The organism is Actinoplanes sp. CA-252034 (assembly GCF_050956125.1).
Lineage (GTDB): Bacteria > Actinomycetota > Actinomycetes > Mycobacteriales > Micromonosporaceae > Actinoplanes.
The window spans coordinates 8,212,904-8,237,849 of the sequence record NZ_CP191846.1 but is presented as its reverse complement, the minus strand read 5'-3'; the positions used below and the strand labels follow the sequence as shown (position 1 = coordinate 8,237,849).

Below are 24,946 nucleotides of genomic sequence, written 5' to 3'. Positions count from 1 at the left end.
TTGAGCCAGATGGCCGATCACGTGCAGGGGGTGCTCATGACTGCCGAAATGGTCGCGCCGGCCTGGATGCATGAGCAGGTCACGGCCGAGCAGTACGCGACGTGGACCGAAGACCAGTGTGCGGGCATCGAGATCGTGGATGGGATCGTGCTCGTGAGTCCGAGCGCGTCCAAGCGGCACCATCGCCTCGCGCGGCTGCTGGCGAACGCTCTCGACCAGGCCGCCGGACCGGACTGGAACGCGGACACCGATTTCGATGTCCGGCTCCAGGACGTGCCGCTGAACAACCGCCGTCCGGATGTGACGGTGTACCGGGCGGACACCATCGACGTGACCCCGACCCGGCCCGAGCACGTGCTCCTCGTGGTCGAGGTGGTCTCACCCGGGTCGGAGACGACCGACCGGATCGTCAAGACCGATCAGTACGCGAGGGCCGGGATCCCGTTCTACTGGCGTGTCGAACAGGCGGTCACCGGCGCGCCGATCGTGTACACCTACGTTCTCGACCCGGCGACCGGCCGCTACCGGGACGGCGAGGTCTTCACCGGGGTGGTGAAGCTGCGCGCGCCGTTCCCGGTCGAGGTCGATCTCGGGCGGATCTGAGCGGCCCGCTATCCGCGCCATCGGGCCGCCGGGGTCAGGGGGACCGGGGCGGGGCGCTCGGTGGTGGTGGTCAGGTCGATGCGGCGGCCCTCGGCGGCCGAGCGGAGCAGGGACGTCATGGCGTCGAGGACGTGCAGGGCCAGGGACGCGCTCGCCCGTGGGGACGGGGCGGTGAGCATGTCGAGCAGGCCGATGCCGCGGGACGCCCCGGCGTAACCGGCGGACGGCGGCAGGGTCTGCCAGTCGGTGGCGCCGAGGGCGAAGAGGCGGACGTCGCCGTCGAAGTGGTTGGGGTCGGGGACCTCGATCGTGCCGGTCTCGCCGTGGACTTCGATCGGGGCGGCGGTGGTGCGCACGGCGTCGAAACTGGTGGTGACGGTGGACAGGGCGCCGCTCGCGTGGTGCAGGACGCCGGTCACGTGGGTGTCGACCTCGACCGGGATGCGTTCGCCCGCGCGGGGGCCCGTCCCGACGACACGGGTGGGGCGCTGGCGGGCGGCGGCGCCGGTGACGGCGACGATCGGGCCGAGCAGGTGGACCAGGGCGGTCAGGTAGTAGGGGCCCATGTCGAGCAGCGGGCCGCCGCCGGGGCGGTAGTAGAAGTCGGGCTGGTGGTGCCAGCGTTCGTGGCCGGGGGTGGCCATCACCGCCACCGCGGACAGGGGGCGGCCGACGGCTCCGGCGTCGACGGCGGCGCGGGCGGTCTGCACGCCGGTGCCGAGGACCGTGTCGGGGGCGCAGCCGACCGCCACACCGAGCGCGCCGGCCTGCTCGACCAGGGTGCGGGCGGTGGACATGTCGGCGGTGAGCGGCTTCTCCCCGTACACCTGCTTGCCGTTCTTGATCGCCTCGGAGGCGACCTCGGCGTGCGCGGCAGGGACGGTGAGGTTGAGGACGGTCGCGATGGAGTCGTCGGCCAGGAGGTCGCCGACGGGCAGGGCGCGGCAGCCGGGGATGCCGGCGGCCACCGACGCCGCCCGCGCGGCGTCGAGGTCGGCGACCGCCGCGACGGTCACGGCGGGATGGTCACGCAGGGTCTCCAGGTAGGCACCGGAGATCCACCCGGTGCCTACGATGCCGACGCGGTGCGGCTCGCCCACAGCATGCCCCTTTCGATGACGGTACGGACGGACGGGTGCGCGAGCACGTCGAGGCTGTGCCCGGGGGTGCTGACCACGATCCGCCCCCGGCCCCACTGCCTGGTCCAGATCGCGGGGGAGGTGATCGGCCGCTGCCACGGCTGCCACGGCTGGACGGGGTGGGTGGTGGTGGCGAGGACGTTGCTGAGGTCGTCGTGCAGCACCCAGTACTGCTCGGTGGTGAGGGTGAAATCGGTCAGGCCGGCGGTGATCGGGTGCTCCCGGCCGAGTGGCGTGATGTCGATGGTGTGGGTCAGGAAGTTGTCGGTCTCGTCGTGGACGAGGCAGCCGGGCTCCTTGCCGGGGTGGGTGGCGAACTGGCCGCCGACCAGTTGCAGATAGTCCGACGAGGCGCGGAACGAGTCGGCGATGCCGCCGTGCCAGCCGGTGAAGCCGGTGCCGGCGGCGACCGCGGCCCGCAGCCCGGTGATCTCGTCGCGCTCGATCGACGACATGGACACGCATTGCACGATCAGATCGATCTCGGACATGACCGCCGGGTCGGCGTAGACCGCAGGCGAGTCGTGGACGCGGATGTCGTAGCCGTTGCCGGTCAGGAACGGCAGGAAGAGTTCCGTGGCCTCGACCGGACGGTGACCGTCCCAGCCGCCGCGGACCACCAGAGCATTAGCCATGGTCAACGCCTATCAAATTTCGGCCCACCGTGACGACCCGGTTGGTGAGCAGTCCGAGCTCCGGACACCAGATCTCGATCGTGTCGCCGGGCCGGGCCGTGAAGTCCGCGTCCGGCACCACGCCGGTGCCGGTCAGCAGCACCACGCCGTCCGGGAAGCTCAGCGCCCGGAACAGCCAGCCGGCCAGGTCCGTGAAGCTGCGGGTCATGGCCGCGGTCGTGGTCGTCGCGGCATAGGCCTCGGCGCCGTCGCGCAGCACCCGCAGCCCGATGGTGAACGGGCCCGGCCCGGCCGACCAGTGCGGCACGATGGCCGGGCCGATCGCGCAGGACCGGTCGTAGATCTTGGCCTGGGGCAGGTAGAGCGGGTTCTCGCCCTCGATGGAGCGGCTGCTCATGTCGTTGCCGAGGGTGTAGCCGAACACGTCGCCGGTCGCGTTGAGCACCAGGCCGATCTCCGCCTCGGGCACGTCCCAGCCGGAGTCGGAGCGGATCCCGACGGCGTCGTGGTCGCCGACGACGCGCCACGGACTGGACTTGAAGAAGATCTCCGGGCGCTCGCCGGTGTAGACGTGGTCGTAGAGCGGACCGTGCCCGGACTCCTCGCGGCGCCCGTCGCGGCTGCGCCGGTAGGTGACGCCGGCCGCCCAGATCTCCTGCCGGTCGACGGGCGGTCGCGTGTCGTGAAGGGGCAGTTCGCCGGTGGTGTGGGCGGCGGCGGCCTCGACGACGAGCCGGGCACGGGCCGCCGGCATGGCGAGCAGATCGGCGAGAGTGTGACCGAGCGGGGCCCATGCGCCGTCCCGGCACACCGCCCAGCCGGTACGCAGGTGGTGAAGCGAGATCGGCATGTGACCCTCCGTTACCCTGTGGTGGAGATCGAAAGGACTATCGACGTGGCCCGTGTGGTACCGGCGGTCATTCGCGCGCTCGACATCCTCGAGCTGTTCCTCGACCGGCCGGAGATGTCGGCCCGGGAGGTGACCGAGCGGCTCGACCTGCCCCGGACCACCGTCCACGAGCTGCTGGTCACGCTGGTGGAGCGGGCATATCTGGTCCCCGTCGCGGGTCAGCCGGTGCGGTACCGGCTGGGCCTGCCGTTGTTCCAGCTCGGGTCGGCGTTCGCCGGGCGCCTGGATCTGGTCCGTGAGGCGCAGAGCGTGGCCCGCGACGTGGCGGCCGGCTGTGACGAGGCCGTGCACGTGGCGGTGCTCGACGGCGCCGACGTCGTCTATCTGGTCAAAGTGGACAGCATCCATCCGGTGCGGATGGTCTCCGGGGTGGGGCTGCGGCTGCCCGCCCACTGCACGGCGGTCGGCAAGGTGCTGCTGGCCGGGCTGGACCGGGTGGCTCTGGACGCGGTGCTGGCGAAGGGCCCGCTGACGGCGATGACCCGGGAGAGCATCACCGACCCGGAGCGGTTGCGGGCCGATCTCGATCGGGTCCGCGCCGAGGGCATCGCCGTCGACATGGGCGAGTCGGACACCGCCATGCGCTGTGTGGCCGCGGCCGTGCGTGACCACTCGGGCGCCGTGGTCGCCGCGATGAGCGTCTCCGCGCCGATCATCCGCTGGAGTGCGCAGGCGCATCCGGAGTGGACGCAGCTGGTTCGGGACGGGGCGGCCACGCTGTCCGCCCGGATGGGGCATCAGGCCCGCCGCCGTTGACCGGCATCTGAACATTGACACCTCTCATGGTTCTGTCCTAGCGTCGCGTCCACTCGATACGGTATATCGAAACCCTGTCCGAAATCTCGAACAAGGGGTGGGTGGATATGAATCTCAGATCACGGCGCGAGTTCCTGGGGATGGGCGTGGGGGTGCTCGGCGCGGCCGGGCTGGCCGCGTGCGGCAGCGGCTCCGACTCCCCACCGCGGGTCCAGGCGGAGGTGCCCAAGGAGCTACTCGACGCGGCCACGGCACTCAAGGGCTCCACGATGGGCATGCTGTCGCAGAAGCTGTACTCGACGGCGGCGAACGAGGCGCTCGACGCCTCGATCAGGAAGTTCGCCGACGCCACCGGCACCACGATCGAGAACAGCCTGGTCCAGGCGGACGCGGGCGACGTGGTGGCCAAGATCCATGCCGAGGTCGAGGGCGGCGTGGCCCGCGACCTGGCGTTCATGACCGACTCCCGGTTCGTCGCGCAGTTCCACGCGCTCGGCGACCTGGAGGACGTCACCGACATCGTCACGGCGCTGACCAAGGTGTACGGCGAGCCCTGCGCCGAGGCCAAGAACTTCTGCGTCTTCGACGGCAAGTGGTTCGCGATCCCGTACCACTTCATCGGGATCGGGTCGTTCCTGCGCAAGGACTGGATGCAGGAGAAGGGCATCACCCCGAAGGACGTCTACACCTGGGAGGAGCTGCGCGACCTGTGCCTGGCCATCTCCGATCCGGGTAAGCGCCGGTTCGGCTGGGGCATGAGCGTGAACCGCTCCGGTGACGGCAACGGCATGATCGAGGCGCTGATCAACTCCTACGGCGGGGCGATCGCCTCCAACGACGGCCGCAAGGTCACCTTCGACACCCCGGAGACCGTGCAGGCGGTCACCTTCCTCGGCGATCTCTACACCAACCCGAAGTACAAGCCGATGCTGCCGCCGGGCGTGGACAGCTGGACCGACACCAGCAACAACGAGAACTGGCTGGCCGGGGTCCTCGGCTACACCCGCAACAGCTTCAGCGTCTACGCCGACTCCAAGACCAAGAAGAATCCGGTGTACGGCAACACGCACGTCTTCTCCGACTGCATCGGCCCGGCCACCGACAAGTCCCTGCTGCTCGGCCAGTCCCAGGGCTTCGTGGTGTTCAAGGGCGCCAAGAACGCTGCCCTCGCCAAACTCATCGCGCAGTACCTGATCACCGCGCCGGCCCTGGTCGGCGTGGCCAAGGAGGCGCCCGGGCTGGCCATGCCGGCGTGGGCGAAGGTGTGGGACGCCGACCCGTTCTTCGGCAGCGGCGACCCGGCCTTCCCGATGCTGCGCAACATGTCCCAGCAGTCGCTGCCGCTGCCCACCAAGAACGGCCTGTCCTTCCCGCAGAAGGCCAGTGCCGGACAGCAGGCGGTCGTCGCCGCCTACGTCATGACCGACATGATGCAGCAGGTCGTGCAGGGGGCGGCGCCCGCGCAGGCGGTCAAGGACGCCCACGCCAAGATGGTGCAGATCTTCTCCCAGCAGGGGCTGCCGCAGTGAGCTCTCTCCGCACCAGGCCGGCCCCGGTGGTGAAGGGGACGTCACCACCGGGGCCCGGCTCCCTCACCGGGGTCCAGCGGCGGCTGGGCCGGGACTGGCGTCTCGCGGCGCTGTTCCTGACGCCCACCGCCCTGCTGGTCGGCGCGCTCGTGCTGGTGCCGATCGTCCAGTCGTTCATCACCAGCACCACCGAACGGCACGGTGCGGAGAGCGTCTTCGTCGGGCTGGACAACTACCTCTCGCTCCCCGGGGACCAGCAGTTCCGTACCGGCGTGGTGAACTCTTTCGTCTTCACCGCCTACGCCGAGGTGTTCAAGGTGGTGCTGGGCCTGGCCGCGGCCCTGCTGCTGCACCGCCTGCGCCGCGGGCGCGCCCTGCTGACCGGCCTGTTGCTGGTGCCGTGGGTGGTCCCGACGGTGGTCACCGCGTTCAGTTGGCGCTCCCTGTTCGACCCGATCTTCGGCAGCGTCAACACCCTGCTCACCAGCTCCGGCATCGGCCCGCTGCTGGCCAGTCTGCACCTGGTGGACAGCTGGCCCGCGGGCTGGCTGTCCGACCCGGCGCTGGCCATGCCGTCGGTGATCCTGGTCAACGTGTGGAAGGGGGTGCCGTTCTTCACCGTCTGCTTCCTCGCCGGGCTGAAGGCGATCCCCGCCGAGCACTACGAGGCCGCCACCATCGACGGCGCCACGCCCTGGCAGCAGTTCCGGCACGTCACGCTGCCCGGTCTGCGCCACGTGATCACCGTGACGGTCACCCTGTCGTCGATCTGGACGTTCAACAACTTCGACCTCATCTGGCTGCTCACCCAGGGCGGCCCGGGTGACGTGACCGCGCCGTACGTGCTGGTCGCCTACTCCAAGGCGATCCTGCAACTGCAGTACGGGGCGGGCGCGGCCGTCACGCTGGTCATGCTGCCGGTCATCGCCGGACTGGTGTTCGTGCTGGTCCGGCTGCTGCGCCAGGACTCCGGCAACCGGCCGCCACGGTGGACCGGGCCGACCCGCACGGCGTTTCCCTGGGTGGTCACCGCCGTGGTCACCGGCCTGCTGTTCTGGGCGTCGCCGGAGATCTTCTGGAAGGCGGCGGTGGTCCTCGGGGTGATCCTGCTGATCGTGGCCGCGGTCGGCCGGGTGGTCTCGGTCCTGGGGGACCGGGGTGGGCGCCGGGCGTCCGCGATCGTGTCGCGGGTCGGCTCGGGTGTCGCGCTGGCCGGACTGCTCGCCTTCGTGCTCGGCCCGGTGTACTGGATCGCGGTCACCGCGTTCAAGTCCGAGACCCAGGTCGTCATGCGGGACAACGACCTGTGGCCGACACCGTGGACCCTGGAGCAGTTCGGCGCCCTCTTCACCGACCAGCCGTTCGGCCGTTGGTACCTCAACACCCTGATGGTGTCGGCGGCCTCCACCGCGGTGGCCCTGCTCTGCGCCGCACTGGGCGGGTACGCGCTGGCCCGGCTACGGTTCCGCGGCGCGCAGGGCTTCACCGTCACCGTGCTGCTCACCTACGTGATGCCGGGCGCGCTGCTGTTCATCCCGCTCTACCAGCTGCTCATCGAGACCCGGCTCACCGACTCGCTGTGGTCGCTGGTGCTCACCTACCCGACGTTCACGCTGCCGTTCGCGACCTGGCTGCTGACCGGCTACTTCGCGTCGATCCCGATCGACCTGGAGGAGGCCGCCCTGGTCGACGGCAGCACCCGCCTGCAGGCGTTCCGCCGGGTGGTGCTGCCGCTGGCCAAGCCGGGACTGCTCGCGGTCGCGCTGTTCACCCTGACCAACGCCTGGAACGAGTTCCTCTTCGCCTTCGTGTTCCTCACCAAGGACGAGTACAAGACGCTGCCCGTCGGCATGCAGTCGATGATCGCCGGCGACGTCGTGCCGCAGGGCCAGCTCGCCGCGGCGTCACTGCTGGTCAGCATCCCCGTGGTGGTCATGTACGCCTTCGGGCAGCGTTTCCTGACCGAGGGGCTCACCGCCGGGGCGGTCAAGGGGTGAGATCAGAGGCCCGGGTCCCAGTACGGCGGAAGCAGTCCCGTGACACCCACCCGTGCCGTGAACAGCCGGCCGGACAGCGGATGCGCCGCCAGATCGCCGGGGGAGAGGTCCTGGGTGGCCGTGGTGATCACCAGGACGTCCAGGCCGGGACCGGCGAACGCGACGCTGGAGGTGTGCGGGGCGTCCACCTCGACGACCGCGAGCAGCGTGCCCTGCGGCGACCGGCACTCGACCCGGCCACCGCCCCACACGGCCAGCCACAGGTTGCCGTCGGCGTCCACGCACAGACCGTCCGGATGGCCGTCGTCGACCGTGAACAGCACGCTCCGCTCACCCGCCGGATAGTCGCGCACGTAGACCCGGCGGGTGAGCGTGTCGACGCTGTAGAACCGGTCACCGGCCGGGCTCCACGCCAGCCCGTTGGAGAGCGTCAGGTCGTCGTCGATCGTCGTGCAGCCGCCGCCCTCGAACCGGACCAGCACCTCCCGGTCGCCACCGAGACTGCCGACCAGGAACCGGCCGGACGGGTCCACCGCGCCGTCGTTCAACCGGCTCGGCGAGCCCTCCGGCAGCACCCGCGCCAGCCGCGTACGGCTGCCGTCGGCGTGCACCCGGGTCAGTGTCTCCCGCTCGGCGACCAGCAGGTCACCGTCGGCCGCGACCGCCACGGCGCCGACGCTCCGCTCGAACGACCAGGTCCGCATCCGTTCGACGCCGCCGTCGTCGTCGAGCCGGCCCTCGTGCACGTCGCCGGCCATGATGTCGACCCACAGCAGCCGCTCGCGGGCCGGATCCCACACCGGCCCCTCACCGAGGAACCAGCCGGCGTCGGTCGCCACCCGTGCGGTGTGCCGCCTGATCATGGGCGCTCCATTGCGATGTCACGTCGGTCAATGAAATCGTAACAATCCGGGAGGGCGACCATGGAACCGCGACGCAGTGCCCAGTGGTATGCCGGTGACGACCGCAACAGCTACATCCATCGTGCCTGGATGCGGCGTGGACTGCCGGCCGACGCCTTCGACGGGCGGCCGCACATCGCCATCGCCAACACCGCGTCCGACCTGACGCCGTGCAACGCCCACCTGAACGAGGTCGCCCGCAGCGTCGCCGACGGTGTGCACCGGGCTGGTGGCATCCCGCTGAACCTGCCGGTCGTGTCGATTGGCGAGACCCAGGTCCGGCCGACCGCGATGCTGTGGCGCAACATGGCCGCGATGGCGATCGAGGAGATGCTGCGCGCCAACCCGATCGACGCCGTGGTCCTGCTCGGCGGCTGCGACAAGACCATCCCGGCGCTGTTGATGGGCGCCGCCTCGGTCGACCTGCCGGCCGTGGTGATGCCCGGTGGCCCGATGCTGACCGGCACCTTCCGTGGTGTGCCGCTCGGCTGCGGCACCGACGTGTGGAAGCTCTCCGAGGAGGTCCGGGCGGGCACGCTCGGCGCCGCCGAGTTCCAGCGCTCCGAGTCGTCGATGATCAGGAGCAAGGGCCACTGCAACACCATGGGTACGGCGTCGACGATGGGCCTGCTCGCCGAGGTGCTCGGGATGACCCTGCCCGGTGTGGCCGGCACCCCCGCGCCGGACAGCCGCCTGCTCGAGTCCGCCCACGCGACCGGGGTGCTCGCCGTCGAGCTCGCCGACCGGCAGCGCCGTCCCAGCGACGTGATGACACGCGGCTCGTTCCTCAACGCGATCGTCGCGCTCGCCGCGCTCGGCGGCTCCACCAACGCCGTGGTGCACCTGCTCGCGATCGCCGGGCGGCTCGGTGTGCCGCTGACCCAGGACGACTTCGACACCACCGGCGCCGGGGTGCCGCTGCTGGTCGACCTGCTGCCGGCCGGCCGGTTCCTGATGGACGACCTGTACCGTGCCGGCGGCCTGCACGCCGTGCTCGCCGAGGTCCGTGACCTGCTCGATCCGGCCGCGATCACGGTCACCGGCCGTCCGCTGGCCGACCACCTGGACGACGCCCGCGTCTACGACCGCGAGGTGATCCGGCCCCGCGCCGTCCCACTGCGGGCGCACGCCGGGATCGCCGTGCTCTACGGCAACCTGGCGCCGGACGGGGCGGTCGTCAAACCGGCGGCGGCGTCACCGCACCTGCTGCGGCACCGGGGCCCGGCCGTCGTCTTCGACTCCGTCGAGGACCTGCACGCCCGGCTCGACGACCCGGATCTCGACGTCACCGCCGACTCGGTGCTGGTGCTGCGCGGGTGCGGGCCCAAGGGCTATCCCGGCATGCCCGAGGTGTCCAACATGCCGCTGCCGGCGAGACTGCTGGAGCAGGGGGTCCGCGACATGGTGCGCATCTGCGACGGGCGGATGTCGGGTACGGCGTACGGCACCGTGGTCCTGCATGTCGCCCCGGAGGCCGCCGCCGGTGGCCCGCTCGCCAAGGTCCGCACCGGCGACATGATCGTCCTCGACGTCGCGAACCGGCGCCTCGACGCCGACGTCCCCGCCGCGGAGTGGGAGGCCCGCGAGCCGTCGCCGGAGGCGGCGAAGGCCTACGCCGCGCCGTCGCGCGGCTGGGAGCGCCTCTACGTCGACACCGTGGGCCAGGCGAACACCGGCGCCGACTGCGACTTCCTCCGTGGTGGTAGCGGCGACCGCGTCTCCCGCGAGTCCCACTGAGTTCCGGAACCGGCGACGACCTGCAATTTCCGACATTCCCTCACATCTGGGGTTGTGGACCACAAGATCCGCAACTAGGTTCGTTGCGCCTTGTCCGATGGTGAGTGTTTCGGGAGTGTTGCAGCGTGAAGCGCCGGATCTGTCTGGTGGTGCCGACCAACCGGGAGTGCTCCGCCACCCTGGCCGAGGTGATGGCCGAGGCCGAGTACGCCGAACGCCACCACGACGTCGACGTGCGCCTGCTGGTGCTCGACTCCTCGGACGACTTCACCACGCACGCCAAGACCCTGGCCGACGCCGGCGACGTCGTGCACCTCGACGAGGAACGGCAGCGCGGGTTCCTGCGGCAGGTCGTCGACCGCGCCGGCGTCGCCGAACCCGGTCTGCTGCTCGACCTGTTGCTGCCGCGACGACCTTCCTACGGCGCCTGCACCGACCGGGCCTTCCTGATCGCGGCAGCCCTGGGCTGCGAGTCGGTGCACCGGCGCGACTCCGACCTGTACTTCCAGACGTACGCCGGCGAGAAGGTCTTCCCCATCCACGTCGAGCTGGCCGCGCTGGGCCGCCCCGCCCGCGACGTCGTCGCCACCGAGGTCCGGCTCGACGACAGCCGCCGCGACCTGACCGTGGCCATGGTCGGCGCGTCGTTCGTCGGCGACATGTCGGTCGACGTCGAGGACGTCCGCGGCGCCGACGGCTACTACGACCTGGTCAGCCTCTGGGCCGCGCCGGGCAGCACCGAGGCGGAGAAACGCGCCCTGGTCGAGGAGTCCTTCACCGGCAGCGCGCCGTTCACCGGCGACCACACGGTGCTGTCGGTGGTCGACCCGATGCGCGTCGACATGCACAACATCAGCTTCCACGGCCTGCACGAGAAGGTGCCGCTGCCGCCGGCCACCGACACGATCGGCAGCGACTACTTCCTCATCCACGTCGCCGACCGGGCGGGCCTGCCCGGCGTCCAGCACAACCGGCACATCGTCAACTTCCACACCGCCGAGCGCAAGACCGACGCCGGCTTCCTCGCCTACCAGATGCGCTTCGCCAAGTTCATCCTGTCGATGTACTACTTCCATTTCATCTACGAGCGGATGACCACCGACGACCCGGCCGCCATCGGCGCGATCGTCCGCGCCTCGACGTGGCAGCCGAAGGAGCCCAACGAGCTGCAGGCGCACCGGATGGAGCGGGCGTACCGGCGGCTCGGCGGCCGGTTCACCGGCGTCGCCGACCGGATCGCCGAGCACCGCGACCTGCTGCTGTTCGAGGCGCGCCGCGACATCGAGGACTTCGCGACCCTGATCGACGCGTGGGCCGGGCTCGTCGCGGCCGCCCGCGAGATCCCACTGCCGCATGCCTGACCGCGAGCGCCTGCGTCCCATCGAGGAACCCGACTGGCCCGCGATCACCACACTCGAAGCCGAGACGTACGGCGACAAGGGGCTCACCGAAGGCGCCGAGGCCCTGCGGTCGCGGGCACACCCGCCCACCTCGTTCGTCCTGGACACCGGTGTCCGGGTCGGCGGCTACCTGCTCGCCCTGCCGTACCCCCGAGGATCCTCGCCCGATCTGAGCCGGCCCGAGGCCCGGACCTTCCGCTCATCCGACCTGCACCTGCACGACATCGTCATCGCCCCCGGCCTCCGCGACCACGGCCGAGGGCGGCGGCTCGTCCGGCACCTCCTCACGCTCGCGAGCTCCCAGGCGTACGAACGGATCTCGCTCGTCTCGGTCGGCGGCGCCGACGGCTTCTGGACCGCGTGCGGGTTCCGCCCCCACCCCCGGATCGCGCTGCCCGGCTCGTACGGGCCGGACGCCGTCTACATGTCCCGCGACCTCGGATAGGGCCCGCATGTCGTTCCGCCGCTCGCAACTGTCGATCGCCGCCCTGTTCGGCGCGCTCGGCTTCCAGTACTCGACGTGGGCCTCGCGCATCCCCGCCCTCGCCGACCGGCTGCACCTGTCGCCGGCCGAGGTCGGCGTGCTGCTGCTGGCCGCCGGTGTCGGCGCGGTGATCTCGGCGCCGCTCGTCCCGAGGCTGATGGCCGCGCTCGGATCACGCCGTCTCGCCCTCACGGCGGTGCTCGTGCTGGCCGCCGCCCTGGCCGGCCTGGTGACCGCCCCCGGATACGGGCTGCTGCTGGCGGTGCTGCTGATCGACGGTGTCGCGGTCGGCTGCCTGAACGTCGCCATGAACGCGCAGGGCGCCGCCCTCGAACAGCGGTCGGGCCGCACCACGATGGCCCGCCTGCACGCCACGTTCAGTGGCGGCATCTTCAGCGCCGCCCTGCTCGCCTCGGCGGTCACCGCGGTGACCGCCTCGGTGGCGGCACACTTCGCGGTGGCCGGCGCCGTCCTGCTCGCCGTGACGGCGGCCGGTCCGGGCCTGCTCGCCGACGACCTGCCGCCCACACCGAGACCGGCCGGACGCCGCCGGGCCCGCCCGTCCGGCGCCGTGGCCGGTCTCGGCCTGGCCATGCTGCTGGCCACGATCACCGAGGGCGCGGTCACCGACTGGTCGGCGCTCTACCTCGAGATGGTGCACGCCGCCGAGCATCTGCTGCCGCTCGGCATCGCCGTCATCTCCGGCACGATGCTCACGGCCCGGCTGTTCGCCGACCGCTGGCGCGACCGTTGGGGCGACCCGACGGTGGTCGCCGCCGGCACCGCCCTGGCCGGAGCGGGCCTGCTCACCGCCCTCCTGGCCGGCGGCGTCGGCCCCGCGCTGGCCGGTTTCGCCTGCGTGGGCCTCGGCATGGCCGCGGTCAGCCCGTGCCTGTACGTGGCCGCCGCCCGGCACGGCCCGGCCGCCCTCACCACGGCCGCCACCATGAGCACCACCGGTCTGCTGGCCGGGCCGCCGGCCATCGGCTTCCTGGCTGAGGCCGCCGGCCTGCGCTGGGCCCTGACCGCGGTGGTCGGCACCGCCTGGCTGATCGTCCCGTGCGCCCTGCTGCTGCGCCGGCGGCTGTTACCGGAGCGTGGCGAGAGCCTGGTCCCATGAGGACTCCGGCGACTCGGCGAGGATCGCGGGGGTGTTGTGGCGGGTGGCGGCCGGCGGGGAGACGAACTTGTAGCCGACCTGGCGGACGGTGCCGATCATCGTCTCGCAGCGGGGGCCGAGCTTGGCCCGCAGGCGGCGGACGTGCACGTCGACCGTACGCGTGCCGCCGAAGTAGTCGTAACCCCAGACCTCGCGCAGCAGCTGGTCACGGCTGAACACCCGGCCCGGATGCTGGGCCAGGAACTTCAGGAGCTCGAACTCCTTGTACGTCAGGGCCAGCGCCTCGCCGCGCAGCTTCGTCGTGTAGCTGTGCGAGTCGATGGTCAGGTCGCCGACGTGCAGCAGGCTGTCGCCGGTGGCGCTCTCCTGGCGGAGCCGGCCCACCAGGATGCTCAGGCGGGCGGCCACCTCGGCGGGGCCGGCCGTCGTCAGGATGAAGTCGTCGACACACCAGTCGGAGCCGACCGCGGCCAGGCCGCTCTCGCGGACCACGGCGATCAGCGGCACGTCCAGCCCGCTGCCGCGCAGTGCCCGGCAGACCGTGCGGGCCTGGTGCAGCTGCGCGCACGCGTCGACCAGGACCGCGGTCACGTCCTTGGCGGTCACGGCCTGGTCGCCTCGCGGTGAGACCTGGACGGTGTACGGCAGCAGGTCGAGCGCGGGCAGCACATCGTGGTCATCGGTCAGCAGGAGAAGTTTCACGGCGCGCCTTCCGATGGGGTGACCCGGTCCGCCCGGACGTTAGTGGCGAAGTGTTACCGCTGGATATCGCGCCGATGCCCACATTGAATATTGACATCTTTAAATGCCCGATGAGACCGTGCCTACGCCACACCCCTCCGGCGTGGGCGTGCCGTCGACCCGTCATGCCCCGCCACCATCCGTGCGGCAGTTCCGTACCCCCGGGCTGCCGACCCGCTGTGAAGGGAACCTTCATGCGTCTTCGACGGGCACTGTCACTCGGCGCCACCGCCCTGGCGGCCGTCGCCGGCATCCTGACCGGACCGGCCCCCTCCCAGGCGGCCGCCCCGGCTCCGACCGCCGTCGCCGTCACGCTCGCCAACACCATCGCGCTGAACAACTGCTCGGCCTCGCTCGTCCGGTTCCCCACCTCGGTCAGCACCGACAGCGCCATGATGCTCACCAACGGCCATTGCTACGAGGGCGGGTTCATCGCCGCCGGCCGGGTCGTGCAGAACGTCGCCAGCACCCGTACCGGCACCCTGCTCAACTCCTCCGGGGGCTCGGTGGCCCGGGTCCGCGCCAACCGCGTCATCTACGCGACGATGACCGGCAACGACGTCGCCCTGTACCGCCTGAACACCACCTTCGCCGCGCTGTCCTCGTCGTACGGGGCCACCCCGCTGACCATCTCGTCCGCCCGCCCGGCCGCCGGCGCCTCGATCGGGATCCCGTCCGGGTATTGGAAGCGGGTCTGGAACTGCTCGATCGACGGGTTCGTCACCACCCTCCGCGAGGACACGTGGACGTGGAAGGACTCGATCCGCTACGACGCCGCCTGTGACACGATCGGCGGCACCTCCGGCTCGCCGATCGTCAGCACCGCCACCGGCCAGCTGGTCGGCATCAACAACACCGGCAACGAGGACGGCGGCCGCTGCACGCTGAACAACCCGTGCGAGGTCAGCGCGAACGGCACGGTGACCGTCCTGGCGGGCCGCAGTTACGGCCAGCAGACGTACTGGTTCACCACCTGCCTGAGCGCCGCCCGCACCATCGACCTGACCGTCTCCGGCTGCCTGCTCACCAAACCCTGACCACGGGCGCGCCCGCGGACCGGTCCACGATCCGGTCCGCGGGCGCGCGACTCAGTAGCCGTAGATCATCTTGTAGGCCACCTCCGGAAGGAACTGGCCGGCGGAGGATCCGGCGCCGACTCCGCAGTTGCCGTCGGACTCGCCCGGCGTCTTGAGCCACAGCAGCATCTCCGCGCCACCGCCCAGCTGGGTCGGCGTTCCCAGCCGGCGCCCGCCCGGGTTGCACCACTGGCCGTTGGAGCCGTTGCCGTTCCGGCTGGTGTCGATCACGAACGGCTTGCTGTACCCGAAACGCCGCAGCTCGGCGGCGACCCGGTTGCCGTAGTTGCTGTTCTCGCCGGTGGTGAAGTAGTTCGACACGTTCAGCGCGAAGCCGCGCGCACCGGACACGCCCGCCTGGTTGAGCCGCTGCGCCATGGTTGCGGCGTCCACCCAGCCCGAGTTGCCGGCGTCCAGATAGGCCCACGTCTGCGGCGCCTTGGCCCGGAACTGCGCGAGGGCGCGCGACAGCATGCCGACCCGTTCGTTGATCTGGGTCTGGCTCATGCAGTTGAAGTCGCCCAGCGAGTCCGGTTCGAGGACCACCACGGCCGGCCGGTTGCCGATCGCGCCGGCGAACGACGAGATCCACGCGTCGTAGGCGCCGACGCTGCCGGCGCCGCCACCGGAGTGACCACCGCAGGCGTCCCGGCCGGGCAGGTTGTACGCCACCAGCAGCGGCAGCTTGTCGACCGCGTCGGCCGCGCCGACGTAGCCGCGGACCGCTCCGGCGATGTCGCCGCTCCAGTTGCCGAACCAGCTGGCCATCGGCTTCTGCGCGATCGCGGTGCGGATGGCGGCCGCCCGGCCGTCACCGGGGTTGGCCGCGACCCACGCCGCCGGGCTGGAGGACGGGTTGACGTAGAAGCCACTGGTCTGGCTGATCGGGTCGGCGTGGGCCGCGGGCGCGCCGAGCAGCACTGCGGGGATCAGTGCCGCCAGGGTGACGAGAGCTCGGGTGAGGGTTGGCCGTTTCATCGGCGGTCTCCTAGACCTGGGGGAGGGGAGGACTGGGAATCTGGAAGCGCTTCCAGAAAGCGCTATCCATTGACTTCGATTTCATGCTCGGCATGACCAAGGTCGATGTCAAGGGATGGGGACGGTTCCGGAATCCGGAGACGCCAGGTCTCTGGGACCGCTTCCAGGAATCGCGACACATCGACCGACGGGCCGCCCGCCGATACGATCAGGCGGCGCACCCGACGAGGAAGGACCCGGCACCGGCGATGGCGGCAGCGACACCCCGCAGGCAGCCCACCCTCGACGAGGTGGCCGAGCGCGCCGGCGTGTCCCGCTCCGCCGCGTCCCGGGTCATCAACAACGCGCCGTACGTCAGCCGATCCACCCGCGAAGCCGTCGAGAAGGCGGTCAAGGAGCTGGGCTACCGGCCCAACCGCACCGCCCGGGCCCTGGCCACCCGGCAGACCGGCATCGTCGCCCTGGCGCTCTCCCACGACGACCCGGCCCTGTTCGCCGACCCGTTCTTCGCCCAGGTCATCGTCGGTGTGTCGGCGGCCCTCGAGGAGACCGACCTGCACCTGCTGCTGTGCCTGGCCAGCTCCGGCCGCGGCCGGTCCCGGCTGACCAACCTGCTGCACGCCCGGGGCGTGGACGGCATCATGCTGATGGCCCTGCAGGGCGACGACCCGCTCACCGGCATCGTCGGCGAGGCCGGCCTGCCGGTCGTCCACGGCGGCCGGCCGCTGCACGTCGAGCCACAGTGGTATGTCGACTCCGACAACGTCGGCGGGGCGCGCCTGGCCACCGAGCACCTCCTCGCCCTCGGCCGCACCCGGATCGTCACCATCACCGGGCAGATGGCCACCCGGGCCGGCGAGGCCCGCTACCGCGGATACCGGGAGGCGATGGTCATGGCCGGGCGTGAGCCGTACGGCATGGCCGAGGGCGACTTCACCGAGGCCGGTGGCGCCGCCGCGATGAAGCTCCTGCTCGACCGCCACCCCGATCTCGACGCCGTCTTCGCCGCCAGCGACAAGATGGCCGCCGGGGCGTTGCGCGTGCTCGGCGACGCGGGCCGCGCGGTGCCGGCCGACGTGGCGGTGGTGGGTTTCGACGACCTCGACATCGCCGCGCAGACCGATCCGCCGCTGACCACCGTGCACCAGTCGATCCAGGCCCTCGGCCGGGAGATGACCCGGATGCTGCTCGCCCTGATCGCGGGTGAGCGACCCACGTCACTCATCCTGCCCACCAGCCTCATCCGCCGCGGATCGGCCTAGCCTGGCACGATGGACGACGACATCGCACCGATCCGGATCGGCCTGGCGCTCGGTGGCGGTGCGGTGCGCGGCGCCGCGCACATCGGCGTCCTCGAGGCCCTCGACCTGGCCGGCCTGCAGCCCGCGATCATCACCGGGACCAGTGCGGGCGCCCTGGTCGGCGCCCTCTACGCCAACGGGATGAGCCCGGCCGAGATCGCCAAGGTGGCGCAGACCCTGCGCTGGGCCCGCCTGGTCCGGCCGGGCCGCACCCGCAAGGCGCTGTTCGAGACCTCGAAGCTGGGGCAGTTCCTGGAGACCGCGCTCGACGGCGTCGACTTCGACGGCCTGCAGCGCCCGTTCGCGGCGATCGCCTGTGACCTGACCACCGGGCGGGAGGTGGTGCTGCGGTCCGGGCCGGTGGCGAGCGCGGTCCTGGCCAGCGCCGCCATTCCCGGCGTGTTCCCCCGGTGGACCGCGACGGGCACCTGCTCGTCGACGGCGGCCTGGTGACGATGGTGCCGGCGGCGCTGGCCCGGGAGATGGGCGCGGACATCGTGATCGCGGTCGACGTGTCCGGTCCGCTGCCACGGCGGCCGCCGGCCACCGTCCTGCACATCCTGGTGGCGGTCAGCACCCTGCAGCCCGGCGGCCGGGACGCGATCGAGCAGGACGCGGATCTGGTGCTGAAACCGGAGGTCGACGCGTACGCGTTCTGGGAGCTGACCCGGATCCCGGAGTTCGAGCAGGCCGGTCGCGAGGCGTGCGAGAAGGCGCTGCCGGTGATCCGCGCTCTGGTGACGGCGGCCGAGGCCCGGCGCGACTGGCAGCGTGGGGTGTGACGTCCGGCCGTCGCGGTGCCGGGCTCACCGGCTGGAGCCGAGATGGTGCAGGAGCCGCCGCAGGATGAACCGGTGCCCGGCCGGCGTCGGGTGCACGCCGTCGGATTCCAGGAAGCCGGCCGGTTGCCCGGTCCGGGTGGCCTCGTGCAGGTCGATCGCGTCCGGCGCCGTCTTGCGGACCACGTCGGCGACTTCGGCCACCGCCTCGGCGGTCCAGTGCACGGGGGCGTCACCGAAGTAGGCGTCGATGCGGTCCTGGTCGACGGCGGGTGGGGTGATCACGGTGATCGTGGCGCCGAGCTGGCGGGTGATCAGGTCGGTGAGGGCCCGGAGGTTGCGCTCGGTCTCGGCGACGGTGGCCATCCGGTAGGGCCGGTCGCGGCCGTGGAAGCGGGCGTCGTTGGTGCCGATCATCAGCAGCACGTGGCTGGGCCCGGCCGTCTCCAGGGTGTCGAACCGTTCCAGGACGTCCGCGGTGGTGTCGCCGCTGACACCCAGGTTGACGAGGGTGGCCGCGTCCGGGCCGACCGAGGCGGCCAGCAGCTCGAACCAGCCCAGGCGGTCGGCGGTGATCGAGTCGCCGACCGCGACGATCCGATCTCCCGCCCGGAACGGCAGCGCGGCGACGGCGCTGCGGTGCTGATCGTCGGCCAGCATCCGGGCCGCCGTCGCGCGGGTCTGCTCGTGCATGGCACGGATCATCGACCCGATCGTGTCCGGCCGGCTGGCCAGCATGCCGGCGAGCAGGCCGAGGTGGCCGTCGTCGTCGATCGGGAACCGCTGGAGCATCGGCCACTGGGCGGTACGGGTGTAGCGCAGGAAGTGGCGGCGCTCGTCGTCGGTGTAGGACTGTGCCGGGTTCATGTCTCAGCCCTTGATCGAACCCTGGAGCAGCGCCGCCACGAAACGGCGCTGGAAGACGAGGAACACGGTCAGCGTCGGCACCAGGATCAGCAGGGCGCCGGCACACAGCAGGGGGATGTCGGTGCCCCACTGCCCCTGGAAGGCGCCGAGCGCGCCGGCCATCGTCCGTTTCGCGGGGTCGTCGACGAGCACGATGGCCAGCAGGAACTGGTTCCAGGTCCAGAGGAACAGCAGGATCGCCAGGGACGAGAGCGCGGGCATGGCCAGCGGCACGTGTATCCGGCGGAACAATTGCCAGGTGCCGGCGCCGTCCACCCGGGCCGCCTCGGAGAGGTCGCTGGGCATGGTGACGAAATGCGCCCGCATCCACAGGACGGAGAAGGGCATGAACAGCCCGATGAGCGGCAGGATGATCGCCCACCGGGTGTTGAGCAGGCCCATGTCACGGACCTGGTAGTAGAGCGGGGTGATGATGCCCTCGAACGGGAGGGTCAGGCCGAGCACGAAGATCAGGAAGCCGGCGCGGTGGCCGGGCATCCGGAGATGGCCGAAGGCGAAGCCGGCCATGGTGCCGAACAGCAGCGAGGCGGGTACGACGCCGAGCACGATGAGCACGCTGGAGAACAGCAGCGCGCCCATGTCGGCGGCCTGGAAGGCGTCGAGGAAGTTGCCCCACTGCGGGTCGGCGGGCCAGGACAGCCCGGAGGGGTAGGTGCCGGACGGGTGCAGGGCGGTGACGAAGAGACTGCCGAACGGCAGGATGGTGATGGCCATCAGCAGGACGAGCAGGATCCGCCCGGTGAGGTTCTCGCGCAGCGTGGTGTTCATCGGGAGCCGTCCCGGGTGAGGCGCTGGATGGGCAGGACGCAGGCAAGCACGAGGACGATGAGCGCGACGGCCAGGGCCGAGGCCATGCCGACCTCGCGTTCGGAGAAGGCCAGGTAGTAGATCTCCAGGCCGGGGACCATGGTGGCGTTGCCGGGACCGCCCTGGGTGGCGATGTAGACGATGTCGAAGCTGGCCAGGGCGGCGATCACGGTGACCGTGACGCAGACGCCGATCTCCTGGCGCAGGCTGGGCAGGGTGATCGAGAGGAACTCCCGGACCGGGCCGGCGCCGTCGAGACGGGCGGCCTCGTACAGCGATGGGTCGATCTTGCTCATGCCGGCCAGGAGCAGCAGGGTGCAGAGGCCGACGAGGACCCAGGCGCCGATGACGCCGACGGCGGGCAGCGCGGTGTCGAAGTCGCCGAGCCAGGCGCGGGTGAGGTCGCCCAGCCCGACGGCCGACAGCAGCTCGTTGGCCGTGCCGGTGGTCGACAGCAGCCAGCTCCACATGATGCCGGCGGCGACCAGGGGGATGACCTGGGGCAGGAACAGCACGGTCCGGGCGATCACGGCCAGCCGGCTCTGCGCGATGTCGCGAATGGTGGCGGCGACGAACAGGCCGAGGATCACCGGGATGCCGCTGAAGAAGATGATCAGCTCGAAGGCGTGCAGGATCGAGGCGAACAGGTCCTCGTCGGTGAGCAGTCTGCGGTAGTTGTCCAGGCCGACCCAGGTGGAGGCGCCGATGCCGTTCCAGTCGTACAGCGAGTACTGGACGGTGAGCAGCAGCGGGCGGAGGACGAATGTGGCGTACATGATGATGGCGGGCGCGGCGAACAGCCAACCCAGCCAGGACGCCCGGGGGCGGCGCGCACGATGCGCACGCCGCCCCTCGACCGGTGCCGACATCAGTTCTTGACCTGGGCTTCGTAGTCCTTCTGCACCTCGGCGAGCAGGGCTTCGGGCGTCTGCTGCCCGGCCACCAGCTTCTGCAGCTGCGGGGTCCAGCTCTTGGCGTAGATGGCGCCGGTGGCGTTGGCGATGAAGTCCATCGCGCCGTTGTCCTTGCCGATGACCGCGCCGGCGGCCAGGGTGGCGGCGGTGACGCTGCCCTCCTTGACGGCCGGCATGTACGCGTCGGCCGGGCCCATCGGGTGTGAGCCGCCGACCGTGACCGCGATGTCGCGGGCCTTCTGGTCGGTGGCGACCCAGTTGAGGAAGAAGGCGGCACAGTCGGCGTTCTTGGCCTTGCTGCCGATGCCGTAGGTGAGCGGGGCGGACATCGCGGCCTGCTTGCCGCCCGCCTGTGCCGGGGGCATCAGGAAGAAGCCGACGTTGCCGGCCATCTGCTTGTCGAGGTTGCCCGACTCCCAGTCGCCGTCGAAGATGAACAGGTTCTTGCCTTCGATGAAGCGGCTCATCATGGTGGCGTAGTCCTGAGAGTTGACGTCCGGGGCGAAGAACCCCGACTTGATCCACTTCTCCAGGTGCTGGGTGGCCTGCAGGTTCGCCGGGGTGTCGATGGTCGACCCGGAGCGCTGGAAGATCCAGTTGTTGATCGCGCCGGCGTCGCCGTACGCCGCCATCAGGTTCTGCAGGGGAAAGGCCAGGCCACCGGTGGCACCGCCGTTGAACTGGTTGATCGGGACGATGCCGGCGTCCTTGGCCTTCTGCAGGACGGTGTCGAGCTCGGCCAGGGTGGCCGGCGGCTGGCTCATGCCGACCTGTGCGGCCAGCTTCTTGTTGTAGAAGACGCCGGTCATGCTGAAGTTGAGCCCCATCGCGTAGAGCGGGCCGTCGCCGCGCTCGCCGTTGGCGCCCACCCGCATCTGCTGCAGCTGGGAGGCGGGCCAGCCGGTCCAGCCGAGGGTCTGGGCGTAGCCGTCGAGGTTCTTCAGCAGATCGTCCTTGACCAGTTCGGACACCTGCGGCAGGCGCATCAGGTCCGGCGGGTCGTCGGCCAGCACCCGGGGCGCGTTCTGCGTGATGACCGCGAACTGGTCCTCACGGATGTCCCACGTGACGTTGGGGTGCTGCTTGGTGAACTCGTCGGCCAGGCTCTTCGGCAGCGGGAAGCCGGTCTCGAAGTACGCCTTGAGGCTGATCGGCGCGGTGCCGCAGGTCGCGGTGGTGGCGGGTGCGGCGCCGGCGTTCGGGTCGGTGCCGCTCGCGTCGCTGCCGGGGGCGCTGCACGCGGCGGCGGCGAGGAACGTGGTGAGGGTTATCGCGGCGAGTAGTGGTCGGCTGGTGGTTCCGTGAGCCATGTCGGCCTCCAGGATCGCAGAACTTCCGGTGGTGAGGAGATCACCACCGGTCGTGCGATGACGTGGTTATCGGTATTTCGTCCCGGTGCGGCGATGCGGGGGTGGTAGCTCTCTGCGCCGAAGGGCGGGTCGTCCCGTGTCCGTGTAACAAGCACGAAACCGCATGGAGGCAGACGTGTCAAGCGTTTCTATAAAAGCACTTTTATCGCTGGTCGCGCTGGTCAGAACCCCTCGTGGAGGTCGTGTCTCAGGTCGTGGATCGCTGCACCAGACGCACGTCGAGCACGGTGGTGGACCTCGGACGCGGGCCGTCGACGTGGCCCAGCAGCACCGACAGCGCGATGCTGCCGGACTCCTCGAACGGCTGCCGGACGGTCGTCAGATCGGCCGCCGTCGCGGTCTCGCCGTCGTCGAAGCCCATCACGGCCACGTCCGCCGGCACCCGCAGCCCACGATCCCGGGCGGCCAGCAGGACCCCCACGGCGAGCGTGTCGTGATGCGCCATGACGGCGGTGGGCCGGTCCGTCACGTCGAGCAGCTCCGCGGCGGCGCGCCGGGCCGCGTCGACGGAGTTGTCACTGGTCGCGACGATCACCTCGCCGCCGGCCTCCTCGATCACCCGCCGGAAGCCGGACAGCCGCCGGATCGCCTGCGACTCGTAGTCGGACACCTGCCGCTCCAGGAGGTAGCCGACCCGGCGATGCCCCCGGTCACGCAGGTGTGCGGCGGCCAGCCCGCCCCCGTCGTTGTCGTCGATCACGACGCGGCTGAACAGCGAGCTGTCGGCGTCGACGGCCACCGTCGGCAGGCTCCGCTCGCGCAGCCGGTCCGCGATGGCGTCCTCGATCCGCAGGCCCATCACGATCAGGCCGTCCAGCCGGCCGTGCAACGGCATGCTGGCCAGCACCGGCGACGAGGCGAGGGCGGCCGACTCGTGGTCGAAGACCACGACGTCGATCTCCAGCTCACTCGCCGCGGTCAGCACACCGGACAGCCGCCGCAGGTATGAACCGTACGAGGTGAACGGGGCCATCACGCCGATCCGTCCGGCCGCGCGCCGGGCCAGGCTGACAGCCTGCGCCTTGGGCACGAACCCGAGCTCGTCGGCGGCCGCCAGCACCCGCGCGCGCGTCGCCGGGCTGACCCGGTCCGGCTTGTTGAGCACGTTGGAGACCGTCGAGATACTCACCTGCGCGCGGTCGGCGACCTCGTAGATGGTGACCCGATCATCCGCCGCCACGTCCGCCCCATTCCCGTGTGCCGCCCCGAGCCGGTCCGAAGCGCTTTATCGAAAGCACTGTACCGAGTAGGACGCCGCTGGTGGGCGCCCTGTCAGCCGGCCAGTGGAGGCATGATCCGAAGGCTGCTGTCGGCGCGGAACTCGTCGCTGGCGTCGTTGTAGCCGACACGGAGCTGGGTGCCGGTCCACCGGAGGCAGAGCTGCGGGTAGTTGTGTGACTGCAGGATGACGGCGTCGGGGGTCGCGCCCGGCAGCGCGCAGTAGGTCGCGTCCTTCGGGAAGACCGCGGTGCCGTCCGGGGTGTTGGCGTAGGCCAGCAGGTCGTAGTGCCGCAGATACCGGCCGTCGAGGGTCCGGAACGAGTAGCAGTCCGGGTCGGCCAGCCCGGCCACGGCGACGAAGGTGGCCCGGCGGCGGCTGCGGTCGTCGCCGGCCGGGGCGATCACTGCCACGTCGTCGTCGCGGGCGGTGAGGTAGCCGCCGCCGGCCAGCTGCAGCGACAGGCGTCCCGGCCGGATCGTCGCCGCCGACGGGGACGCGGGCGCGGGACTCTCCGACACGGGTGAAGCCGTCGTGGCCTGCGGGGCGGTGACCGTCCGTGGTGTCTCCGGCTCGCCGTCGCGGACGATTATCGGGACCGCCACCGCGGCGGCCACCGTGGCGCTGGTGACGGCGGCGACCAGCGGGTGGGTGGACAGCAGCTTCAGCAGGCCCGCCTTGAGGCCGGTCGCCGCCGTGCCGGACATCGCGGCCGGCGCGGCCTTGGCCAGGACCAGGTCGGTGAGGCCGGCCGGGACCGCGAGAGCCGGCAGGCTCGCGAGAAGCCGCTCGACCGGCATGTGGCGCTGTGCCGCCGGGGTGCACACCGGGCAGGTCCGCACATGCCGGGCCAGGCGTTTACGCCACACCCGGTCCGGGCGGCCGTCCCATCCGGCGGTCAGGCCGGCCAGCTCCGGGCAGTCGCCGGCGGCGAGCGCCGCGACCAGCGTGCGGGCCGTGTCGAGCTGTTCGCGCATGCGCTGGATGCGGACGCCGGTGTGGGCGACGCTGAGATCCAGGGTCGCGGCGATCTCGGCGCGGTTCATGACCCCGGCGACCTCCTGCCACCAGAGCGACAGCAGGGTGCGGTCGTCCGGGTCGAGCCACCGGCCGGCCTGGGCGACCTCCCGGCGCTGGGCGCTCAGCTCGGCGCGCAGCAGGCCGGCGCCCTCCGGATCGCCGACGGGATCGGGGAGTCCCACGGCGTCCTCGAGGACGGTGGTGCGGCCGGCCCGGGACTCCTGCCGGGTCCGGTAGGTACCGACCTGGCGGACCGCGATCGACGTCAGCCAGGTCGGGAAACTCCCGGGACTGCGCAGCGAGGGCAGATCGCGGACCGCTCGGACCATCGTGTCCTGCACGATGTCGTCCACGTCGGCGGTGTTGTCCACGGCGCGGCCGATGACGTTGCGGACCAGTGGGAGGTACGTGGAGACGAGCTCGGTGAGCGCGCTGCGGTCCCCGCGTTGTGCGGCGGTGACCGTGGTGGCCAGGTTGGTGTCCGGTGCCCTCATAGCGGCACCCACCCTATGCCCCTTGATCGCGATCACGGCCGGTCCGGCGCTGTTCGGGTGGACGGTGCGAACTTCAGCGATCTGAATTATCCGGCGACGGAAAACCGT

24 protein-coding genes are annotated in these 24,946 nt (G+C 71.2%); 12 read left to right on the top strand and 12 right to left on the bottom strand.

Annotated elements, in window-relative coordinates; translation table 11 throughout:
• Nucleotides 1-9: 9 nt before the first annotated feature.
• On the top strand, nucleotides 10-603 hold the full coding sequence (locus ACQPZW_RS37370; RefSeq protein WP_433790725.1) for a Uma2 family endonuclease: 594 nt from the start codon (nucleotides 10-12) through the stop codon (nucleotides 601-603).
• 8 nt (nucleotides 604-611) lie between these two features.
• Here ACQPZW_RS37370 and ACQPZW_RS37365 read toward each other — a convergent pair whose 3' ends face one another.
• Genes ACQPZW_RS37365 through ACQPZW_RS37355 form a run of 3 tightly spaced genes read right to left on the bottom strand, consistent with a single transcriptional unit; the run spans nucleotide 612 to nucleotide 3,227 of the window.
• Nucleotides 612-1,703, bottom strand: coding sequence for a Gfo/Idh/MocA family protein (locus ACQPZW_RS37365; RefSeq protein ID WP_433790723.1), 1,092 nt, complete (start codon nucleotides 1,701-1,703; stop codon nucleotides 612-614).
• Nucleotides 1,673-2,377, bottom strand: a complete 705-nt coding sequence (locus tag ACQPZW_RS37360) for a ThuA domain-containing protein (protein ID WP_433790722.1) — start codon at nucleotides 2,375-2,377, stop codon at nucleotides 1,673-1,675. Before ACQPZW_RS37360 ends, ACQPZW_RS37365 begins: the two co-directional genes overlap by 31 nt.
• A complete protein-coding gene (locus ACQPZW_RS37355; RefSeq protein WP_433790721.1) occupies nucleotides 2,370-3,227 on the bottom strand; it encodes a fumarylacetoacetate hydrolase family protein in 858 nt (285 codons plus the stop codon). The genes ACQPZW_RS37360 and ACQPZW_RS37355 overlap by 8 nt, the downstream gene beginning before the upstream one ends.
• A gap of 45 nt (nucleotides 3,228-3,272) precedes the next feature.
• On the opposite strand from ACQPZW_RS37355, the gene ACQPZW_RS37350 reads away from it, so the two are divergent.
• From ACQPZW_RS37350 to ACQPZW_RS37340, 3 genes are all read left to right on the top strand, one after another.
• Complete coding sequence (locus ACQPZW_RS37350; protein ID WP_433790720.1) at nucleotides 3,273-4,043, top strand: IclR family transcriptional regulator; 771 nt, start codon at nucleotides 3,273-3,275, stop codon at nucleotides 4,041-4,043.
• A gap of 107 nt (nucleotides 4,044-4,150) precedes the next feature.
• Nucleotides 4,151-5,572 (top strand): extracellular solute-binding protein, encoded by a 1,422-nt coding sequence (locus ACQPZW_RS37345; RefSeq protein ID WP_433790719.1) that lies wholly within the window; start codon nucleotides 4,151-4,153, stop codon nucleotides 5,570-5,572.
• Nucleotides 5,569-7,569 (top strand): ABC transporter permease subunit, encoded by a 2,001-nt coding sequence (locus tag ACQPZW_RS37340; RefSeq protein ID WP_433790718.1) that lies wholly within the window; start codon nucleotides 5,569-5,571, stop codon nucleotides 7,567-7,569. The genes ACQPZW_RS37345 and ACQPZW_RS37340 overlap by 4 nt, the downstream gene beginning before the upstream one ends.
• A gap of 2 nt (nucleotides 7,570-7,571) precedes the next feature.
• Here the strand turns inward: ACQPZW_RS37340 and ACQPZW_RS37335 are convergent, their stop codons facing one another.
• Entirely contained in the window at nucleotides 7,572-8,432 is an 861-nt protein-coding gene (locus ACQPZW_RS37335; protein ID WP_433790717.1) for an SMP-30/gluconolactonase/LRE family protein, read from the bottom strand.
• Nucleotides 8,433-8,492: 60 nt separating this feature from the next.
• Here ACQPZW_RS37335 and ACQPZW_RS37330 point away from each other — a divergent pair, with 60 nt between their 5' ends.
• The 4 genes from ACQPZW_RS37330 (at nucleotide 8,493) to ACQPZW_RS37315 (ending at nucleotide 13,212) form a co-directional block, all read left to right on the top strand.
• On the top strand, nucleotides 8,493-10,208 hold the full coding sequence (locus ACQPZW_RS37330) for an IlvD/Edd family dehydratase (protein ID WP_433790716.1): 1,716 nt from the start codon (nucleotides 8,493-8,495) through the stop codon (nucleotides 10,206-10,208).
• 125 nt (nucleotides 10,209-10,333) lie between these two features.
• Nucleotides 10,334-11,569 (top strand): DUF6271 family protein, encoded by a 1,236-nt coding sequence (locus ACQPZW_RS37325; protein WP_433790715.1) that lies wholly within the window; start codon nucleotides 10,334-10,336, stop codon nucleotides 11,567-11,569.
• Nucleotides 11,562-12,053 (top strand): GNAT family N-acetyltransferase, encoded by a 492-nt coding sequence (locus tag ACQPZW_RS37320; protein WP_433790714.1) that lies wholly within the window; start codon nucleotides 11,562-11,564, stop codon nucleotides 12,051-12,053. The genes ACQPZW_RS37325 and ACQPZW_RS37320 overlap by 8 nt, the downstream gene beginning before the upstream one ends.
• A gap of 7 nt (nucleotides 12,054-12,060) precedes the next feature.
• Nucleotides 12,061-13,212, top strand: a complete 1,152-nt coding sequence (locus ACQPZW_RS37315; RefSeq protein WP_433790713.1) for an MFS transporter — start codon at nucleotides 12,061-12,063, stop codon at nucleotides 13,210-13,212.
• On the opposite strand, the gene ACQPZW_RS37310 is transcribed toward ACQPZW_RS37315, so the two are convergent.
• Nucleotides 13,180-13,914, bottom strand: coding sequence for a winged helix-turn-helix transcriptional regulator (locus ACQPZW_RS37310; RefSeq protein WP_433790712.1), 735 nt, complete (start codon nucleotides 13,912-13,914; stop codon nucleotides 13,180-13,182). The genes ACQPZW_RS37315 and ACQPZW_RS37310 overlap by 33 nt on opposite strands.
• Nucleotides 13,915-14,147: 233 nt before the next feature.
• Between ACQPZW_RS37310 and ACQPZW_RS37305 the strand changes: the two genes are divergently transcribed.
• A complete protein-coding gene (locus ACQPZW_RS37305; RefSeq protein ID WP_433790711.1) occupies nucleotides 14,148-14,990 on the top strand; it encodes a S1 family peptidase in 843 nt (280 codons plus the stop codon).
• A 51-nt stretch (nucleotides 14,991-15,041) separates the two neighbouring features.
• Here the strand turns inward: ACQPZW_RS37305 and ACQPZW_RS37300 are convergent, their stop codons facing one another.
• A complete protein-coding gene (locus tag ACQPZW_RS37300; RefSeq protein ID WP_433790710.1) occupies nucleotides 15,042-16,007 on the bottom strand; it encodes a glycoside hydrolase family 6 protein in 966 nt (321 codons plus the stop codon).
• Between the two features lie 248 nt (nucleotides 16,008-16,255).
• Between ACQPZW_RS37300 and ACQPZW_RS37295 the strand changes: the two genes are divergently transcribed.
• The 3 genes from ACQPZW_RS37295 to ACQPZW_RS37285 are packed head-to-tail and all read left to right on the top strand — an operon-like array spanning nucleotide 16,256 to nucleotide 18,090.
• Nucleotides 16,256-17,269 carry a LacI family DNA-binding transcriptional regulator gene (locus ACQPZW_RS37295; protein WP_433797733.1) on the top strand — a complete coding sequence of 338 codons (1,014 nt, stop codon included), beginning with the start codon at nucleotides 16,256-16,258 and terminating at the stop codon, nucleotides 17,267-17,269.
• A 9-nt stretch (nucleotides 17,270-17,278) separates the two neighbouring features.
• On the top strand, nucleotides 17,279-17,761 hold the full coding sequence (locus tag ACQPZW_RS37290) for a patatin-like phospholipase family protein (RefSeq protein ID WP_433790709.1): 483 nt from the start codon (nucleotides 17,279-17,281) through the stop codon (nucleotides 17,759-17,761).
• On the top strand, nucleotides 17,719-18,090 hold the full coding sequence (locus ACQPZW_RS37285) for a patatin-like phospholipase family protein (protein ID WP_433790708.1): 372 nt from the start codon (nucleotides 17,719-17,721) through the stop codon (nucleotides 18,088-18,090). Before ACQPZW_RS37290 ends, ACQPZW_RS37285 begins: the two co-directional genes overlap by 43 nt.
• Nucleotides 18,091-18,114: 24 nt before the next feature.
• On the opposite strand, the gene ACQPZW_RS37280 is transcribed toward ACQPZW_RS37285, so the two are convergent.
• The 6 genes from ACQPZW_RS37280 to ACQPZW_RS37255 form a co-directional block, all read right to left on the bottom strand.
• On the bottom strand, nucleotides 18,115-18,954 hold the full coding sequence (locus tag ACQPZW_RS37280; RefSeq protein ID WP_433790707.1) for an SGNH/GDSL hydrolase family protein: 840 nt from the start codon (nucleotides 18,952-18,954) through the stop codon (nucleotides 18,115-18,117).
• Between the two features lie 3 nt (nucleotides 18,955-18,957).
• Nucleotides 18,958-19,782 carry a carbohydrate ABC transporter permease gene (locus ACQPZW_RS37275; RefSeq protein ID WP_433790705.1) on the bottom strand — a complete coding sequence of 275 codons (825 nt, stop codon included), beginning with the start codon at nucleotides 19,780-19,782 and terminating at the stop codon, nucleotides 18,958-18,960.
• Entirely contained in the window at nucleotides 19,779-20,690 is a 912-nt protein-coding gene (locus ACQPZW_RS37270) for a carbohydrate ABC transporter permease (protein WP_433790703.1), read from the bottom strand. The genes ACQPZW_RS37275 and ACQPZW_RS37270 overlap by 4 nt, the downstream gene beginning before the upstream one ends.
• Nucleotides 20,690-22,045, bottom strand: coding sequence for an ABC transporter substrate-binding protein (locus ACQPZW_RS37265; RefSeq protein WP_433790702.1), 1,356 nt, complete (start codon nucleotides 22,043-22,045; stop codon nucleotides 20,690-20,692). The genes ACQPZW_RS37270 and ACQPZW_RS37265 overlap by 1 nt, the downstream gene beginning before the upstream one ends.
• A gap of 247 nt (nucleotides 22,046-22,292) precedes the next feature.
• Nucleotides 22,293-23,285 carry a LacI family DNA-binding transcriptional regulator gene (locus ACQPZW_RS37260; RefSeq protein WP_433790701.1) on the bottom strand — a complete coding sequence of 331 codons (993 nt, stop codon included), beginning with the start codon at nucleotides 23,283-23,285 and terminating at the stop codon, nucleotides 22,293-22,295.
• 92 nt (nucleotides 23,286-23,377) lie between these two features.
• A complete protein-coding gene (locus tag ACQPZW_RS37255; protein WP_433790699.1) occupies nucleotides 23,378-24,838 on the bottom strand; it encodes a sigma-70 family RNA polymerase sigma factor in 1,461 nt (486 codons plus the stop codon).
• Nucleotides 24,839-24,946: the final 108 nt, after the last annotated feature.

Bases quoted from the DNA above. Each gene is read 5' to 3' on its own strand.
- ACQPZW_RS37370 (WP_433790725.1), top strand. From the start codon at position 10: ATGGCCGATCACGTGCAGGGGGTGCTCATGACTGCCGAAATGGTCGCG.
- ACQPZW_RS37360 (WP_433790722.1), bottom strand. From the start codon at position 2,377: ATGGCTAATGCTCTGGTGGTCCGCGGCGGCTGGGACGGTCACCGTCCG.
- ACQPZW_RS37355 (WP_433790721.1), bottom strand. From the start codon at position 3,227: ATGCCGATCTCGCTTCACCACCTGCGTACCGGCTGGGCGGTGTGCCGG.
- ACQPZW_RS37345 (WP_433790719.1), top strand. From the start codon at position 4,151: ATGAATCTCAGATCACGGCGCGAGTTCCTGGGGATGGGCGTGGGGGTG.
- ACQPZW_RS37335 (WP_433790717.1), bottom strand. From the start codon at position 8,432: ATGATCAGGCGGCACACCGCACGGGTGGCGACCGACGCCGGCTGGTTC.
- ACQPZW_RS37330 (WP_433790716.1), top strand. From the start codon at position 8,493: ATGGAACCGCGACGCAGTGCCCAGTGGTATGCCGGTGACGACCGCAAC.
- ACQPZW_RS37320 (WP_433790714.1), top strand. From the start codon at position 11,562: ATGCCTGACCGCGAGCGCCTGCGTCCCATCGAGGAACCCGACTGGCCC.
- ACQPZW_RS37315 (WP_433790713.1), top strand. From the start codon at position 12,061: ATGTCGTTCCGCCGCTCGCAACTGTCGATCGCCGCCCTGTTCGGCGCG.
- ACQPZW_RS37305 (WP_433790711.1), top strand. From the start codon at position 14,148: ATGCGTCTTCGACGGGCACTGTCACTCGGCGCCACCGCCCTGGCGGCC.
- ACQPZW_RS37300 (WP_433790710.1), bottom strand. From the start codon at position 16,007: ATGAAACGGCCAACCCTCACCCGAGCTCTCGTCACCCTGGCGGCACTG.
- ACQPZW_RS37295 (WP_433797733.1), top strand. From the start codon at position 16,256: ATGGCGGCAGCGACACCCCGCAGGCAGCCCACCCTCGACGAGGTGGCC.
- ACQPZW_RS37290 (WP_433790709.1), top strand. From the start codon at position 17,279: ATGGACGACGACATCGCACCGATCCGGATCGGCCTGGCGCTCGGTGGC.
- ACQPZW_RS37280 (WP_433790707.1), bottom strand. From the start codon at position 18,954: ATGAACCCGGCACAGTCCTACACCGACGACGAGCGCCGCCACTTCCTG.
- ACQPZW_RS37275 (WP_433790705.1), bottom strand. From the start codon at position 19,782: ATGAACACCACGCTGCGCGAGAACCTCACCGGGCGGATCCTGCTCGTC.
- ACQPZW_RS37270 (WP_433790703.1), bottom strand. From the start codon at position 20,690: ATGTCGGCACCGGTCGAGGGGCGGCGTGCGCATCGTGCGCGCCGCCCC.
- ACQPZW_RS37265 (WP_433790702.1), bottom strand. From the start codon at position 22,045: ATGGCTCACGGAACCACCAGCCGACCACTACTCGCCGCGATAACCCTC.
- ACQPZW_RS37255 (WP_433790699.1), bottom strand. From the start codon at position 24,838: ATGAGGGCACCGGACACCAACCTGGCCACCACGGTCACCGCCGCACAA.